At 42.7% G+C, this 16633-nt stretch carries 20 protein-coding genes and 1 tRNA gene; 3 read left to right on the top strand and 18 right to left on the bottom strand.

Annotation, left to right across the window (positions count from 1 at the left end):
• Window positions 1-167 precede the first annotated feature (167 nt).
• The 7 genes from P0M11_RS06000 to greA all read right to left on the bottom strand — a co-directional run bounded on the left by P0M11_RS06000 (window position 168) and on the right by greA (window position 4470).
• Entirely contained in the window at window positions 168-419 is a 252-nt protein-coding gene (locus P0M11_RS06000; RefSeq protein WP_275624853.1) for a GIY-YIG nuclease family protein, read from the bottom strand.
• Between the two features lie 87 nt (window positions 420-506).
• Entirely contained in the window at window positions 507-758 is a 252-nt protein-coding gene (locus tag P0M11_RS05995; protein ID WP_275624853.1) for a GIY-YIG nuclease family protein, read from the bottom strand.
• A gap of 36 nt (window positions 759-794) precedes the next feature.
• A tRNA-Met gene (locus P0M11_RS05990) sits at window positions 795-868 on the bottom strand.
• Between the two features lie 44 nt (window positions 869-912).
• Window positions 913-2196 (bottom strand): TlpA disulfide reductase family protein, encoded by a 1284-nt coding sequence (locus tag P0M11_RS05985; RefSeq protein ID WP_275624852.1) that lies wholly within the window; start codon window positions 2194-2196, stop codon window positions 913-915.
• A gap of 104 nt (window positions 2197-2300) precedes the next feature.
• Window positions 2301-3488 (bottom strand): ATP-dependent Clp protease ATP-binding subunit ClpX, encoded by a 1188-nt coding sequence (clpX, locus tag P0M11_RS05980; protein ID WP_275624851.1) that lies wholly within the window; start codon window positions 3486-3488, stop codon window positions 2301-2303.
• Window positions 3489-3580: 92 nt separating this feature from the next.
• Window positions 3581-3970, bottom strand: coding sequence for an HIT family protein (locus tag P0M11_RS05975; protein WP_275624850.1), 390 nt, complete (start codon window positions 3968-3970; stop codon window positions 3581-3583).
• A 29-nt stretch (window positions 3971-3999) separates the two neighbouring features.
• Window positions 4000-4470, bottom strand: a complete 471-nt coding sequence (gene greA / locus P0M11_RS05970; protein WP_275624849.1) for a transcription elongation factor GreA — start codon at window positions 4468-4470, stop codon at window positions 4000-4002.
• Between the two features lie 104 nt (window positions 4471-4574).
• On the opposite strand from greA, the gene P0M11_RS05965 reads away from it, so the two are divergent.
• Entirely contained in the window at window positions 4575-5024 is a 450-nt protein-coding gene (locus P0M11_RS05965) for a hypothetical protein (protein ID WP_275624848.1), read from the top strand.
• A gap of 9 nt (window positions 5025-5033) precedes the next feature.
• Window positions 5034-5477 (top strand): D-aminoacyl-tRNA deacylase, encoded by a 444-nt coding sequence (gene dtd / locus P0M11_RS05960; protein ID WP_275624847.1) that lies wholly within the window; start codon window positions 5034-5036, stop codon window positions 5475-5477.
• Between the two features lie 61 nt (window positions 5478-5538).
• Here dtd and P0M11_RS05955 read toward each other — a convergent pair whose 3' ends face one another.
• The 5 genes from P0M11_RS05955 to P0M11_RS05935 all read right to left on the bottom strand — a co-directional run bounded on the left by P0M11_RS05955 (window position 5539) and on the right by P0M11_RS05935 (window position 9193).
• Window positions 5539-6051: a hypothetical protein gene (locus P0M11_RS05955; protein WP_275624846.1), complete on the bottom strand. Its 513-nt coding sequence runs from the start codon at window positions 6049-6051 to the stop codon at window positions 5539-5541.
• Window positions 6052-6124: 73 nt separating this feature from the next.
• Window positions 6125-6655 (bottom strand): hypothetical protein, encoded by a 531-nt coding sequence (locus P0M11_RS05950; RefSeq protein WP_275624845.1) that lies wholly within the window; start codon window positions 6653-6655, stop codon window positions 6125-6127.
• Window positions 6656-6660: 5 nt separating this feature from the next.
• Entirely contained in the window at window positions 6661-8016 is a 1356-nt protein-coding gene (locus tag P0M11_RS05945) for a DUF4173 domain-containing protein (RefSeq protein ID WP_275624844.1), read from the bottom strand.
• 97 nt (window positions 8017-8113) lie between these two features.
• Window positions 8114-8398 carry a transcriptional regulator gene (locus P0M11_RS05940; protein WP_158063333.1) on the bottom strand — a complete coding sequence of 95 codons (285 nt, stop codon included), beginning with the start codon at window positions 8396-8398 and terminating at the stop codon, window positions 8114-8116.
• 177 nt (window positions 8399-8575) lie between these two features.
• Window positions 8576-9193 carry a hypothetical protein gene (locus P0M11_RS05935; protein WP_275624843.1) on the bottom strand — a complete coding sequence of 206 codons (618 nt, stop codon included), beginning with the start codon at window positions 9191-9193 and terminating at the stop codon, window positions 8576-8578.
• Between the two features lie 159 nt (window positions 9194-9352).
• Between P0M11_RS05935 and P0M11_RS05930 the strand changes: the two genes are divergently transcribed.
• On the top strand, window positions 9353-10954 hold the full coding sequence (locus P0M11_RS05930; RefSeq protein WP_275624842.1) for a class I SAM-dependent methyltransferase: 1602 nt from the start codon (window positions 9353-9355) through the stop codon (window positions 10952-10954).
• A gap of 53 nt (window positions 10955-11007) precedes the next feature.
• Here P0M11_RS05930 and P0M11_RS05925 read toward each other — a convergent pair whose 3' ends face one another.
• The 6 genes from P0M11_RS05925 to P0M11_RS05900 form a co-directional block, all read right to left on the bottom strand.
• Window positions 11008-11775, bottom strand: coding sequence for an enoyl-CoA hydratase/isomerase family protein (locus tag P0M11_RS05925; RefSeq protein WP_275624841.1), 768 nt, complete (start codon window positions 11773-11775; stop codon window positions 11008-11010).
• Complete coding sequence (locus P0M11_RS05920; RefSeq protein WP_275624840.1) at window positions 11775-12467, bottom strand: SMUG2 DNA glycosylase family protein; 693 nt, start codon at window positions 12465-12467, stop codon at window positions 11775-11777. Before P0M11_RS05920 ends, P0M11_RS05925 begins: the two co-directional genes overlap by 1 nt.
• Window positions 12468-12614: 147 nt before the next feature.
• Window positions 12615-13079, bottom strand: coding sequence for an IS200/IS605 family transposase (gene tnpA / locus P0M11_RS05915; RefSeq protein ID WP_275624839.1), 465 nt, complete (start codon window positions 13077-13079; stop codon window positions 12615-12617).
• Between the two features lie 141 nt (window positions 13080-13220).
• On the bottom strand, window positions 13221-15710 hold the full coding sequence (gene paaZ / locus P0M11_RS05910) for a phenylacetic acid degradation bifunctional protein PaaZ (protein WP_275624838.1): 2490 nt from the start codon (window positions 15708-15710) through the stop codon (window positions 13221-13223).
• Between the two features lie 48 nt (window positions 15711-15758).
• Entirely contained in the window at window positions 15759-16175 is a 417-nt protein-coding gene (locus P0M11_RS05905; protein ID WP_275624837.1) for a hypothetical protein, read from the bottom strand.
• Between the two features lie 36 nt (window positions 16176-16211).
• On the bottom strand, window positions 16212-16625 hold the full coding sequence (locus P0M11_RS05900) for a hotdog fold thioesterase (RefSeq protein ID WP_275624836.1): 414 nt from the start codon (window positions 16623-16625) through the stop codon (window positions 16212-16214).
• Window positions 16626-16633 lie beyond the last annotated feature (8 nt).

The following is a 16633-nucleotide window of genomic DNA, read 5'->3' as shown; positions in this document are numbered from 1 at the left end:
GTGATTAAATCCGAGGTGAAGCCGACATAAGTCTTGCCGGAGCTTCTGCTGTATAACACATAAACTACAAATTCATCCATAAACAAAAAAATCCCACCGTATAAAGTGGGATTGTGTAGCGAAGACGAGAATTGAACCCGGTCCGCCGCGGCGGATAGGAATCCTGCTCAAAACAGGATATTCGCCCGGAGCCACTCCCGGCCGGCACCGGACTTCAGCCATCTTTCACGAACCATCGCTTCATGCTTCGTTGTAAAAAATTCAACATGTACAACTTCCCAAGGCCGAAACCTAGCTGTGTAGCCTTTGGCAGAAAAATAATTGTGCGAATGAAACCTGGTGATTAAATCCGAGGTGAAGCCGACATAAGTCTTGCCGGAGCTTCTGCTGTATAACACATAAACTACAAATTCATCCATAAACAAAAAAATCCCACCGTATAAAGTGGGATTGTGTAGCGAAGACGAGAATTGAACCCGGTCCGCCGCGGCGGATAGGAATCCTGCTCAAAACAGGATATTCGCCCGGAGCCACTCCCGGCCGGCACCGGACTTCAGCCATCTTTCACGAACCATCGCTTCATGCTTCGTTGTAAAAAATTCAACATGTACAACTTCCCAAGGCCGAAACCTTGCTGTGTAGCCTTTGGCAGAAAAATAATTGTGCGAATGAAACCTGGTGATTAAATCCGAGGTGAAGCCGACATAAGTCTTGCCGGAGCTTCTGCTGTATAACACATAAACTACAAATTCATCCATAAACAAAAAAATCCCACCGTATAGAGTGGGATTGTGTAGCGAAGACGGGAATTGAACCCGTGACCTCAGGGTTATGAATCCTGCGCTCTAACCAACTGAGCTACCTCGCCGTTAAAGTGGTGCAAATATATAAAGTTTTTAAAATCTGACAAAATTATTTTAGGTTTAAAAACTGTAAAACATCACTTACATGATCAGGCTTCGCAATGATGCGGTTTTGGGCATCTACAACAAAATAGGTGGGCGTAGCATGGATATTATAGGTTTCCGTATAGGAACTGTTCCAGCCGCGCAGTTCACTGTCGTTAATCCAGGGCAATGCCGCTACCTTGTTCTCGTACACTCCGCGGTCAGAATCCAATGAAAATCCAACTACTTCAATATTTTGAGCCTTCATGGCATTGTACATTTCCAATAATTTAGGAAGTTCAGCTTCGCAGTGTGAACATGTAGCGGACCAGAAAACAATCACTTTTTTATCCGCTTTTACACTGTGAAGATTTTTGGCCGATGTATTGGAGGAGCGTACAAATTTATAGTCAGGGAAAAGGGCTCCCAATTCCACATTGTTATTCGCTTTTATTGTAGAAGCCAATCTGTCATTGATTGTACATTTGAGGTTTTTGGCCTGGGTCAGGTATTTGTCTTTTAAAGCTGTCATACCGTAAACATCAAAAATATCAATGAGTTCCGACATCACCGTCTGTCCGCGAGGTGTTTCTACATTCAACCTTTTGAGTAAGGCATCAACGGAGGAATCCACATTAGCACTTCCGGCGGAGTTCAGGAAATTCACCAGTACCGGACGAAGCAGTGATGATGACTCCAGCATCTCACCCGAATTCGCAATAAAATCGGCAATTTCTTTTTGTGCCGGCATCGTCTCGGCAGATCTCTCTACCAGAAATTTATTGTAATTGGTGTTGTAATAGCTCACAAACGGATTGCTGGACGGATCAACGGTATAGGTTTGGCCGATTTCCCGGATTTCCTTTTCCAAAGCTTTGCCAAAATCTGTCCCCGGCCTGTAATATTCCTTAATCTGGACGAGGGCAGGATAAATGAGATCTTTTTTCTTCTGTTGGTCCTGTACCTTTTCCATCAGCATATTTACAGGATCATTGTATACCACATTTATCTTATTGCCTTCGGACTCGAGTTTGAGACTGACATCCTTATTTTCAGAAATCATGCTGAATGAAGCATTGTTCTCCGGAAAGTAAATTTTCATCATCCCCACGTAACGCTGCGGAACTTTAAAGGTCCAGCCCGAATTCTTTTTCATTTCCCTGGACACAATAATATCCTTGGAACCGTTCAGTGTATAGAGAATTGCTTCTTTTGCAGTAAATGCCGGCGGTGCGTCTACTGTAACCGAAAACTGTGCCTGCAAAAAAGACCCTGTAATGATGGCGATAAGAAATGCGTATTTGCTCATATTTATTTATAAAGTCTCTGAAATAATTGAAACAACCGAATTGTATTGATTGAAATTGAGAGTGATGGTTAAAATCCTCCGGCAAAAAGCCGCTGAAGTTCCGTTTAACTGCTGATCCTGATATCTTCCGGAGTGAGAATGATTTCGTCATGCTCGCCAATGGAAAACATATGATCTTCCAGCACCTTTTCAGTAGTACCTCTAAGACCACGGGCGCCCAACCCTTTTTCAATGGTCTCTTCTACAATCCTTTCAATCGCGCCTTGGGTAAATTCAAGCTTTATTCCGTCCATTTTAAAGAGTTCCACAAACTGGTTTACAATTGAGTTCTTAGGCTCGGTCATAATCCTTATCATCGTTTCCTTTGTAAGGGCATCAAGATGTGTAACGATTGGAAAGCGGCCCAACAGTTCGGGAATAAGTCCGAATTTCCTTAAGTCAATTGCATTGATCTGGCTCAGGATATAACTTTCCTCGGCTGTATTGTTCAGTTTCTCGGCACTGAAACCGATAGCCTGCTTATTCAGTCTTCTTTCTATAATTTCTTTTATCCCGTCAAAAGCTCCACCTGCGATAAAAAGAATATTCTGTGTATTTACCTGGATGTATTTCTGATCCGGATGCTTGCGCCCACCCTGCGGCGGTACATTAACAATGCTTCCTTCCAGAAGTTTCAGCAGACCCTGCTGCACACCTTCACCGGAAACGTCGCGTGTGATGCTTGGGTTGTCTGATTTTCTGGCAATCTTGTCTATTTCGTCAATAAAAACGATACCGCGCTCCGCTTTTTCAACATCATAATCAGCCACCATGAGGAGTCTGGACAGAATACTTTCCACATCCTCGCCTACATAACCAGCTTCGGTAAGAATAGTAGCATCAACAATACAGAAAGGCACGTTCAGTTCCCTGGCGATAGTTTTGGCCAAGAGGGTCTTACCCGTTCCGGTTTCGCCGATCATAATGATATTGGACTTTTCGATCTCCACTTCCCTGTTCTCCACTTTGGAATGAAGCAACCTCTTGTAATGATTATATACTGCAATCGAGAGCTGCTTTTTAGCCTGATCCTGTCCTATTACGTATTCGTCCAGATAAGTCTTGATCTCCTTCGGTTTTTTCAGATCCTCCAGCTTTTGAGCCGGTGCCGATCCATCCTTCTTTGTGCCTTCCTTCACAATACCGTGTGCCTGTTCAATACAGGTTTCGCAGATAAAGCCTTCCTGACCGGCCACAAGCATCTCCACTTCGTTTCTTTTTCTGCCACAAAATGAACACTGATTTTTATTCATGTTTTTTCTTAAATATAATTTGTAAGGTAAAATGGTGCTGTTCACCGGATGAAAAAGTCGTAAAAAAATAAATTTTACGACTTAATTTATGTTCAGGCCTTAACTATAGCTTCCTGAATGTCCCTGAATTCTGTTTCACTCAGTTTGAGCCTCTCATTTACAAAGTTGAGATCTCCAACTGAATTTAACGGAACAAGATGAATGTGTGCATGGGGAACCTCGAGACCCACAACCGCGATTCCAACGCGGACACAGGGAATGGCCTTGCCAACTTTGGCAGCCACCTTCTGTGCGAAAGCCCAAAGTTCCTTATATTCTTCCGTTTCCATATCAAAGATAAGATCCGTTTCTTTTTTCGGAATTACCAGTGTATGTCCTTTTACGAGAGGCATCACATCCAGGAATGCCAGGAAACGGTCATCTTCAGCAATTTTATATGCCGGGATTTCGCCCTCAATAATTTTAGTGAATACTGTGCTCATATTACAGTCAGTAAAATAACTTTTCAATATTACAGTGAAATTTCCAGCACCTCAAAAGACAGTTTGTTACCGTTAGGCAACTCAATTTCTGCCTGGTCGCCAACTGACTTACCCAACAGTCCTTTTGCAATCGGCGTGTTCACAGAGATCTTCCCGCTCTTAAGATCACTTTCGTTATCAGGAACCAGGGTGAATTTCTGCTCCTGCTTGGTTCCGTTATTTTTAAGACGCACGGTCGTAAGTATAGATACTTTAGAAGTATCCAGAAGATTCTCGTTAATTACTTTGGCATTAGCAATCAGGTCTTTCAGTTTGGAAATTCTCATTTCCAGCATACCCTGTGCTTCCTTTGCGGCATCATACTCTGCATTTTCGGAAAGATCGCCCTTATCCCGCGCCTCAGCGATCTGCTGGGTAATCTTTGGTCTTTCAATACTCTCAAGTTTGTCCAGTTCGGATTTCATCTTATCCAATCCCTCCTGCGTTACGTATGTTGACATGATCTTATTTTTATATTAAGTAAAAAAAAATTATCCGACCATTACAGCCCGGACAATGATTATATTTGTATTTCGTTGTACAAATATATAAAATATAATTTAATATGAAACAGGTCGGCACCCTGATAACAGCAGTATTTATTCTGGTATTCAGCGCATTAAATCTAACTTCCTGCGGCCGGACCGCTGAAACTGTGAGCTGCTTTCCCGACACGAATATAAATGTAGTTCTTAATCTGAATTTACCCGCATACCAAAGTCTGCAAAATGTAGGTGGCTGGATTTATGTAAATGAACAAAGTCCCGGTACGCGCGGCCTGATTGTAGTACGTACCACTACAGGATTTAAAGTTTACGACCGTAATGCGCCTCACCTTTGTCCGGATTCCAATACCACACTTATGGTAACGGACAATATAAAGATCACCTGCGCCAAAGACGGTGCCGAATGGATTTTATATACCGGCGAGCCTACCCAGATTGCGCAGGTTCCGCCAAAGACGTATCAGTCCAATTATAACGCCGGCACAAACATCCTTAACATTTATAATTAGACGAAAGGAATGCGTGTAGTAGTTCAAAGAGTGTCGCAAGCCAGCGTAAAGGTAGACGGTGAAATTGCGGGAGAAATCGGAACCGGGCTCCTGCTTTTTGTGGGTATTGAAGAAACAGACGTTCACAAAGATGCTGAATGGCTGGCACAGAAGATAATCAACCTTCGCATCTTTGGCGATGAAGACGGAAAGATGAACCGTTCTGTCCTGGATATTAACGGCGGAATACTCTGCATCAGCCAGTTCACGCTGATTGCCGATTACCGGAAAGGCAACCGCCCGTCATTTATTAGAGCTGCCAGACCAGAAACAGCTATTCCGCTTTTTGAATATTTCAAAACCGAACTTACCAAATCGCAGCTGAATGTGCAGAGCGGCATCTTTGGTGCAGACATGAAAGTCTCACTTCTCAATGACGGCCCGGTTACTATCACCATGGACAGCAGGCCGTAAAACAAAAAAGCCTTCAAAAAAATGAAGACTTTCTACTGAAATATATATGAGAAATTGATGCTTAGTTGGTTGTAACGGGCAGGCTGCTGAAATTCATTGAAGTTCTGATGCCCAAATCCGTGGCCGGACTGGTTTTCAAAACATAGACAATCCTTTGCTGCACAGCATTCCCGGACTTCATCACATTGTCCAGAACCTGATTGGAATTCACATCCAAAGAAAGCGTATTACCAATATTATCGGCAATATTTTCACGGGAAGCTACCAGAACTTCACTTCCACCGGCGGAAAGATATACTTTAACACTTTGGAAGACACCCATACTCTGGCCACCGGCGGTAACTGTCATATTCGCGCTGGCAACACGGATATCTTTCACATTGGAAGTAGCACCCACCAACTGATTGATGCTGGTACCTGCACCTACAGCACTTAGTGTAGTGTTTGCAGGCGAAGCCTGGGTCACCACGATATTGGTAGTATAGGGAAAAGTATTCTGCATAATGGATGAAACTGTGGAACAGCTTGCTAAAGTTGCGGTAGCAAAAACTGCGGTAAGGAATGTATTTTTCATAGTATTGATTTTCTGCAAAACCGTACTTCAGATATTATACCAGAGTTAAATTCTTAACAGTAATTAACATTATTCACCGGAGAAACAGTTTGAACTTACCTAAAGAACGACCCGATGCCATATTGCTCTTTCCCACGACTAACCAAATTTCCCCGGAATCTTTTATTTCGTAGGAAAATTCTCTGCCGAATGGGCCATCCCATTGACCGTCGGGCAGACGAAGCTGATTGACACGGATGTTCATCTCAGGTATCGACGGGACGATCCTGGCAGATATCTTTGAGCCTGTGAAATTCTTTATTTTTACAATAAGTTGCTGATCGGGATCGGAAAATTCGTCCTCAACAGTAAGTGGAATCATATCCCCACTAATTGTTCTGATAATTTTATTACCGTCTATTGTGCGGAAAGTTTCTGAGTGCCCGGTTGAATCAGCTGTTTCCTGAACCGACACCGCCCTGTCCGGAACAGCTGCATTTTGTTGTGCGGCTGTTTTTCCCGTAACAGAACTGGAATCATTTCCAGTGTAATGTGCTTCCTTTATTTTTTTTTTGCTGCATGTTGTAAAAAGCAAGGAAAAAATTCCCAGGACGTACACTTTCATATTGCTTAATAATTAATCGTTTGGTAATAAAGGATGCTGGAAAGGAAGCTCCTGTCCTTTTGCTCCGCTACTTTTTCTGTAACATTGGCTGCTTCATGGGGATATTTTTCAATCAGAAGATCATCATTATAGTTCATTGTCCGGTGAAATTCAAAACTACCTTTGTTATTGCTGATGTTATACGTAGTGGCCAGATACCCCCAGTTAAAAAAAGCAGCCACCAATACTGTTCCATAAAAGTACCAGGCCATGTGATTAAAGAGATAAGCGTTGGTCTTCCGATTTCTGATTTTGACAAATGTGAGCACAAGGCCGATAATGCAGAGAATCAGAAAGGTAAAAACTCCCAGTCTTTTGTAGGTAAGCCCCAGATGAAGAACATATTCTGAATTCTTGATGAATGCTGATAGCACCAGTATCACATTCAATGCAAGCCAGATTTCGGCAAGAACCTTTAATGGCCGGGCTTTATGATCGAAATTAAAACTTCCTTTGAAGTAAAACATAATGACCAACACTGCCATCACAATGGAGAGAATTACAGCGTTCACCCGCTCATGCGTTTCAATTGACAACTCAGCTGCAGAAGCAGGTGTTTCAAAAAACTGTTCAAAATTAAATGTAATAATAAAGATCAGCAGCAGGATATTCAGTGCGGCAAAGGATATAATTCCACTGGTCCGTTCTGCTTCAATGCCAAGAAAAGACGAGGTAGGCTTTTGTGCCAGACGGGTGGCATTAAAATCATTCTTCAAATAATTATTCCACTCGGGAAAGAAATTATAAATCTTAAAATTCCAGAAGTTAAAGGCTATAAAAAATCCCAGCGAGGTGAGAACAATAAACTGCCAGACATCAAAATTCCACTCCCAATTATCAAAAATTCCGGCAAAGTGCGTGCTTCCCAGTGAGTAAATGCCGAAGAAGGCCAGGATGAAAAATGCCGGGATCAATATCACCGCAATCAGTCTTCTAAAGGCTGAGGAGGTACTTATCGCGGGCAGCCATTCGCCAAACTGAAATACTCTGTAGATAAAGGTGATAAAATTTACACCGAATACAGGGATTACGAACAGGGATTTTAATCCGTGCTCCCGGGAGTGAAACGTGAGGAGCGCAAGCGAAGTGAATACTGCCAAAAAAGAAGCAAAATCGCCGTACCAGGCAAATGAAACGCCCGACAGGATGCTGAGGACAAAAAGGAGCAGAAAAGTACGGGTGCGCAGGGCTTCCGGTGTACGGAATAAAGTAAACAAGGCATAGGAAATTCCTAAAATTCCCAGGTTCAGGCCCATATCTTCGTCATAAAATAAGGTTACAAAAAGTACCGTAGTGAGGAGGATCAGTTGGTGTGTTTTCATTTTTTAATTTTTTAATTATTTAGATATGTTGTTTTTTCTTAACAATATAATTCAAAGTCCTTTGTTTTTCAAAGTTCAAAAGCAAAAAAATATAGAGCTACCGTCCCAGCAGTTTTTCCAGAGCCACCAGATGTTCCCTGAAGGCATCTTTTCCTGTCTCAGTTGCCCTGTAGGAAGTCTTTGGTTTTTTGCCCACAAACTCTTTTTTTACCTCAATAAATTTAGATTTTTCCAGTGCGGTACTGTGACTGGCCAAATTACCGTCTGTGATTTCAAGCAAATTTTTCATCTCTGTAAAGTCAACCCAGTCATTCACCATCAGAACGGACATAATACCCAGTCTGACGCGGCTTTCGAATTCTTTGTTGAGTTTACTTATCATTATTAGAGGTTAGAGGTTAGAGGTTAGAAGTTAGAGATTTGATTGAGGCTTTGTAAAATTTTGAATTTTGAATTTTGAATTAAGATGAACTGCTGTTCGTGCTGATTAGTGTGTTTTACATCATGGTTCTTGGCTCTTGATTCTTAGCTCTTGATTCTTGGTTCCTGGCTCAGACACTTACCTGTATTTTCTATGCATCAACAAACCATATACTATATGGAGAACGCCGAATCCAATTGCCCAGAACAGCAGTCCCCAACCCGGGATAAAGAGAGCGATCAGGCCCAGCACAATCTGGCAATACCCCAGATACTGAATATCATTGAATGTATATTTTGAAGCATTAACCAAAGCAAGTCCGTAAAAGATCAGGGTGGCGGGAGCCACAAAGACAAAAAAATCATGGTAAAGCAAACCCAAACAGAATACCCCGCCGGCTACAAGCGGCACCGAGAAATTAAACAGCAGTCTTTTTGTGGTATGGTCCCAAATCTGCAGATTTTTCTCCCGACTCTTTCTGGCCGTAAAAATATAACCGGAAAATACAGCCAAAATAAGTATTACAGCACCAATTATCACCAGTTCGCTCACAAGGACCTCACTGAAAACGTTTCTTTTCCCATCAAAGTAATCAATTCCCTCCCGCTTGAATACAAAATAAACATAAACTGCTCCCACCAGGGCCACCAGGCCGGCAAAGACTCCGGAAAGGCCACTTAGGGAAATAAAGCGGGAACTGCGCTCCATCATGCTGCGGATGTGCGCCAGGTCTTCGTGATAATTCTTTGACTCCATAAAAAGAACTTTGAATTACAAAGTTAAATTAAAATCTGATTAGACAAACAGTTTACTGATAATTTTTTTTGAAAGGTCCAAACTTGAAATTATCAGTGTCGGAATATCTCCACAGAGTCAAAATATTCCTATATTTAACAGCATCATTCTAAAAATAATATGGATAAAAGAGAACTGCGCAGTTCCATTTTCAGACATCTGGACGGTATAGTAACCGCGCCGGTGGTTGCTGCGCTGCAGAAAAAACAGATCCTGGACCTCATCACAGAGGCAAAAACAATTATACTGCGGGAACTGACCGAAAAAACAGGGGCCAATGAAGGTTATCTGAATGTAGCCTTAAGAGTTTTGGCATCGCAGGGATTTCTGGACTACCAGCTGACCAGCGATGATGAAACGGTTACCATTTCTGCAAATGACAATACCATCCAGCTGCTCTCTTTCGTTTCTTTATATGAAAAGGTTATCCCTTTTCAGCGGGAATCCACCACCTTCGATTTCCAGCAGCTTGAACCTCAGTCCTTCAATAACCTCGTCTTACTGTTTGAGGAGTTCCGGAACGGTTTCGGCATCCAAAATTCCGGGAAGCAGGGCGCATCAGGAATTCAGGAGCAAGTACTTAAACATATTGAAGGCTGTCTGGTGGGGCCCATAATTGTTCAACTCGGGATGAACGGCATGTTCCATAAATATTTCATGGAGACCTCGTTCCAGGCAGTAGAATTTCACAAAAACCCGGAGAACTTTGAAAAGATTCTCGACTTCCTGAGTGACCTGGGCTGGTTTACCAAAAACAATCAGAATTATAAATTCACCGAAAGTGGATTGTATTTTGCGCGGCGCGCTGCCTCGTATGGTGTGACCGTGTCCTATTTACCCCTGTTCAACCGGCTGGACGACCTACTTTTCGGTGATCCAAAAAAGTTGCGTGAAACTGCCGAAGGAGAAGACGAAATCCATGTGGACAGGAAAATGAACGTTTGGGGAAGCGGTGGCGCCCACTCTACCTACTTTAAAGTAGTCACAGATTTCATCGTCTCCATTTTCAATCAGCCTATACATTTGCAGCCGAAAGGAATCCTGGATATGGGTTGTGGCAACGGTGCCTTTATCCAGCACATTTTTGAAACTATTGAAAGGCATACTTTACGCGGAAGAATGCTTGAGGATTACCCACTTTTCCTCGTGGGCGCCGATTACAACCAGGCAGCACTTAATGTTACGCGCGCTAACCTCATCAACAATGACATTTGGGCGAAAGTGATCTGGGGCGATATTGGTGATCCCGACCGACTGGCAAAGGACCTGAAAGAAAATTATGAAATAGACCTGTCTGATCTGGTGAACATCCGTACCTTCCTGGATCACAACAGAATCTGGAAAGATCCCGCGAATATGAACCCGGACCGAATTTCCACATCAAGTGGAGCCTTTGCTTTTCGGGGCAGAAGGATTCCCAACAAACTGGTGGAAGAAAATCTGAGGGAACACCTTAATCTCTGGCTTCCCTATATTAAGAAGAACGGCTTACTGGTGATAGAACTTCATACCCTGAATCCTAAACTTACCCGCCAACATCTTGGTGAGACGGCCGCAACAGCTTACGATGCAACACATGGATTTTCGGATCAGTATATTGTTGAGATTGACGTTTTCCACAAAATATGCAATGAAGTAGGACTGACCGTGGATAAAGATCTGTTTAAAAAATACCCCGACTCAGATTTGGCAACAGTTTCTATAAACCTCCTGAAGGCATAAATGAAAAAAGCAAAGACAAAATCTTTGCTTTTTATTTTTACCGAAGCTGATAATTACTTAGCGCGCAGTCTTTCTTTGATCTTTTCAATGTTCTGCTTTGCAGAATCTTCCAGGATCAGACTTGCACTCATATGAATTCTTTCCGGCATCAGCTTTTCAAAATGTTCAGTTCCCTCCCATGAAACCTTTTTAATTAAGGCCAAAGCGTCTGTACTTCTGGCTGAAAGTCCGGTAAGGAACTGCTGAAGTTGCGCATCCATCTCAGCAATTGTTGGCGAAACCGAATGGTAAACATCGTGCTTTTCGCACCAGTCTGCGCTGCGGAAGTCGGCATCAATAGACATGGCTGCATAAGCTGACTTACCGATTTTACGCTCCACATAAGGTCCGATAACAAATGGGCCGATACCAAGATTGAGTTCTGTAAGTGCCATGGCGGCATTTTCAACAGCGAAGCAGTAGTCTGCCGCGCAGGCAATTCCTACTCCACCACCGGTTGTTTTACCCTGCACTCGAACGATTACAAGCTTGCCGCAATTACGCATGGCATTCAGCACTTTTGCAAATCCGCCAAAGAATTTTGTACTTGCCTCAAGCTCTTCAATTGCTAAAAGTTCATCAAAGCTGGCACCGGCGCAGAAGGCTTTTTCACCGTCTGACTTCAGCAGGATGGCTTTCACACTTTCATCTTTTCCCTTGTCCAGAATGGTTTGGGCCAGTTTTTCAAGTATTTCACCCGGCAGCGAATTACTTTTTGGATGTCCGAAAGTTATTTCGGCAATATTGTTTCTGACTTCGTGGTTTACAAATCCGTTTTTCATTATTCTTTATTTAACGCAATTAAATATTTATCAATATATAGCTGTTTCTCTTTACTTTTGTATTGCTGAATGTACCGGGGGTGTTCCAGAACAGTCATCTTATCAAAAAAGCGGTTCTCACTGTTCAGTTTTTCAATGAAAGCAGCATTTTTCTTTCCCAAAACAAACACTTCGGAAGTATCCAGGCCTAAACCGATATGGCATCTGATGCTTTCAGTCATAAAACTCTTCACCGCTTCAAACAGTGATCTATCATCGTAGTAATTCGCATTCAGCCAACTGCCGTTCTTTTGTTTTCTGATAATAGCCAAAGGAAACGGCGAATTTATATAAAAATCTGCATAAAACCGTTCAGGACCTCCGTACTGACTGATGACCTCATATAAAAATACTGACGAAATCTCGTGTGTATGCGCCGATTTCATTTCAATGCCACACACTGTTTCCAGACGTTTCGTATCAGTAAACGGAACACCCGTCACTCCGGCACCATGCCGGCTCGGATTAATCCCTATTATGAATTTCCGCTTTCGATTATCATTATAGAACTTATGGTAAAAAGCGGTCATCACCTCCAATGTTTCCGGATTATGAAAGAAGGGATTGAGGACATCGAAACCAGGCGGGAGAGATCCGGTGTACTTCAGGTTTTTGTTGAAGGTTATTACTTTCTGGCCAAAGGATTTTTGCATTTTTAATTTACTATGTAACTATATACTTTTGAGTGCTTGTATTAATTTCACCAACGTTTCCTCCTAGAGATTCCAGAGGAATCGTATCATCTGTGTAGAGGTTTTGAGATGTTGTGAAAGGGCGTCCCGTAGGGACGCTATCTCTAATCACTCGTAAAAATCAAAAAGATATTTCTCTTCATAATCTACAGCAAATTTCTGCAGAAAATCCAGATATTCCTCTCTGAAACTTTTTCGTTGGTGATGTTCAGCCTGATTTAAAATATAGTTTCTTACTACTTCCTTCTGACTTCTAGAATATGAAAATATACCGTAACCTTCTTGCCACGAAAAATGTCCAACAACCATTCTCTTTTCATTAATAAATTTCGTGGACTCAGTTTTTACAACTTTTACTAAATCAGGAATAGCTATTTGAAGATTTTTATAACTTAAAAGAATATGAATATGATCGGGATTGGCATAAATAGCTATTACCTTCTGACCTTTATTACGAAAAATCCCACAGATGTACTTTTCAAGTTCATCCTTAATTGCAGATACTATTTTAGTTTCCCTGCCTCTCGTGGCAAAAACCAATTGCAAATATATTTGCGAGTAGGTATTTGGCATTCTCAATATTTTATAACATCAGATTGCGCTCCTACGGAGCGCAAATTTATCAAATGATTATTTCTACACAGATGGTGTTCCTATGGAACACCAAAGCGAATCCGCAGCATAAAATAATTTAAAACCCTTCTGTGCACCTCTTTACAGACCGAACTGCTCGAAATGATGCGTAAAATGTTTCCTGTGGAAGAGTTCCATCATTTCTTTGTTCAAAGTTCCGAAACGCGGGTGGAAATGTTCGGCCTCGGGGTTTTCCCGGTAGTAGATCAGATATTCCTTCAGGGTTTGCATCAGGTTCTCTTTCGCCTGGGCAAGGTTCTTAAATCTGAGGGCTGGTTTTTCACCTTCTTTCAGCAAAGGATATTGTGCGCCGGGTCTTATTTTCTGGTCGGTATAGATCCAGTCCTGAAGCTTTTCCATTTTTTCAGCCGGAATTTCCGGGAAATCTGAGGGATCCAGTTTACTGAAACCGTTGCGCATAACTTCTTCCAGATGTTCTACCATCATTTGCGGCGTCATTTCGCCGAATTTTCTTTCGGTGGATTCTGTCAGACCGTTCAGGCGCTTCTGAATATCCTTCGCATTCAGTTCCATAAACGGTGACTGTTTTGCTACCAAAGTCAGGATGGTAGCTACACACACGATCTCATCACGCTGATTCACGACCTCTACAAGCCATTTTACTACCCCACTTGGAATGTTGCGGCCTTTAACACCTTTGTTGATTTTCTCTTTTGCCGTCAGATAGACGGTAATCGTGTCGCCAGCGTAAACGGGTTTAAAGAAACTCGCATTTTCAAGCCCATAATTCGCGATCACCGGACCTTTTTTACCCGACACAAACAGTCCGGCTGCCGCCGAAAGGATAAAATACCCATGTGCCACCGTTTTGTCGAAGATGGTTCCGTTCAGGCTGGTGGCATCTGTATGGGCGTAGAAATGATCCCAGGAAACATTGGAGAAATTTACAATGTCGGCTTCCGTAACCGTTCTGCCGGCAGTTTCCAGAGAATCACCAATTTCCACCTCTTCAAAGAACTTTCTGAAAGGATGCTTATCTGAGAATTTCTGCACTGCCCCCTGCTGATACACTTTTGTTATGGCCGTAAGCATATCGGGCGAGCCCTGAACAGCTGTTTTCTGAAGGAAGAAGTGCAGACCGTTCAGGCCGCCCATCTCTTCACCTCCACCTGCCCTGCCAGGACCGCCGTGCATTAAGGTCGGCAGAGGCGAGCCGTGACCGGTGCTTTCTTTGGCACTGTCGCGGTTCAGCACGAAGATACGTCCATGCTGTGATGCCATTCTCCAGGAAGTTTCAGCCACAAATTTTTCATCGTTGGAAACAATGGAGCCTACCAAGCTGCCTTTTCCGCGCTTTGCAAGTGCCGCAGCTTCTTCGGCATCGCGGTAAGGCATCAGTGTAGAAACCGGTCCGAACGCTTCCACATCGTGAGAGATGTTTTTTTCGAAAGGCTTATCGTTATAAAAGATTTTCGGACTCATAAAGGAGCCTGACTCATAGCTGGCATCCAGAAGTTCATGCTGTCCGTCATAGATCAGTTCGGTTTCGGCTTTCAGCAGATTTACATTCTTCAGGACTTCTTCATACTGCTGTTTTCCTACCAGCGAGCCCATGCGGGTTTCCCGGTTCAGCGGATTACCGATTTTAGTCTGGTCCAGCGCTTTACCTAAAGCAGTCTGAACTTCATCAACCAAATTTTCCGGTACCATAATACGGCGGATCGCTGTACATTTCTGCCCCGCCTTGGTTGTAATTTCATTGCGGACTTCCTTGATAAAGAGATCAAATTCCGGCGTGCCCGGTTTTGCATCCAAGCCTAAAATGGAACAGTTGAGTGAGTCGGCTTCCATATTGAAGCGTACCGCATTGGTGGAAACTGACGGAAGTGACTTCAGCTTCTTACCCGTTCTGGCCGAACCTGTAAAAAGAACTGAGTCACCGTCCTGAACATAGTCCAGTATATTTCCGGGCTCCCCGCAAACCAGCTGAATGGCCCCTTCAGGAAGAAGACCGCTTTCAATCATATCGGCGAAAACCGCATTGGTAAGGTAGGATCCCGGTGTTGCCGGTTTTACAATACTGGGCACTCCCGCCAACAGTGAAGTGGAAAGTTTCTCCATCATACCCCAAACCGGAAAGTTATAGGCATTGATCTGAACCGAAATGCCTTCACTTGGCGTCAGGATATGAGTTCCCAGAAAGGTTCCGTTGGCTGAAATCTTCTGGGTATCGCCGTCTACCCAAAAAGGAGTGTTGGGCAACATTCTTTTTGCCAGACCGGAATAAGTGAAGAAGGTACCGAAACCGCCTTCAATATCCACCCAGGAGTCGGTATGCGTGGCTCCGGTCTTGTAAGAAAGCTCATAATACTTCTTCTTTCTCTCCAGAAGATAAAGAGCGACTTTCTTCAGCATTTCGCCGCGGTCGTAAAAGGTCATAGACGAAAGGTTTTTGTACCCTACCGTTCTACCATAATCCAGCGCCTGCTGAAAATCGATGCCGCCCGTATCAGAAATGGCAACAAGTTCACCGTTTACCGCGTTGTATAATGGAATCTCTTCGCCGGAACCTTCTGTCCACTGGCCGTATATATAATTTTTTAGTTTCATGTCAGGTTAATTTATAATGTTAAGGTGGGCAGATAACTTTCTACCATATTATAATTTAATGTACTTTGAATTACGGATTTTAATATTGTTGAATTCTAAAAAACTTATTAATTTTTCTTTTTCGTCAGGAAAAAAATAGGTTTTTCTCTTCTTGCCGTTTTGCAGAATAAAATAAGCATGCTCAAAACGGAATACGTCTTTCTGGAAGTTTACCAACAGGATTTCATCTTTCGAAAGGCGATCTCTAACATTCAGCTTTAAACTAAAAAAAATCAAGGAGATTCCGCACAGGAAAAGGAAATAATAATAAAACTTTTCATAAGTAAATGATTCACCGCCATTCATAAAAGTGGTAAGCGCAAACAATACCCCTGACGTTCCTGCAATAATGGAAAATATTTTCTGATATTTTAGGCGGTCTTTAATAACCAGTTCATTATCATCAATCAAGATTGTTGAGTGCATTAATTTAAGTTCCTGCATCCTTTAAACATTATATAATTACAAATCCGTAACTTTCTTTTCAATTTTATAGACCGTTCCCCGGAAAGATGCCACCAGGACCTGATCCTGATTCTTTATCGAGATGTCATAAATTCCCGTTTTCCGCGTGTCGGAGATCAGTACGCTTTCAGCTGTAAGGATATCGCCCATCCTCACAGCTTTTGTAAAATTGATTACGCAGTTCAGCGCAACAGAAGCTTCATTAGTATTGTTACTGGAGAATGCGAGCGCCGAATCGGCCAGGGAAAAGGTGATGCCGCCGTGTACGGTTTTCAGACCGTTAACCATTTCGGCTTTTACAGGCATCTCAATAAGGCAGTATTTTTCGCGAACCTCCACCAGTTGAATTCCCATCCATTTTGAGAATTCATCCTGATTGAGCATGTATTGAGCAGTTTCTAATGGAGTCATTTAGTTTA

The sequence above is a fragment of the Kaistella sp. PBT33-4 genome, from assembly GCF_029194425.1.
Classification (GTDB): domain Bacteria; phylum Bacteroidota; class Bacteroidia; order Flavobacteriales; family Weeksellaceae; genus Marnyiella.
The sequence above is the reverse complement of the archived record's forward strand: the minus strand, read 5'-3'. Positions and strand labels throughout refer to the sequence as shown.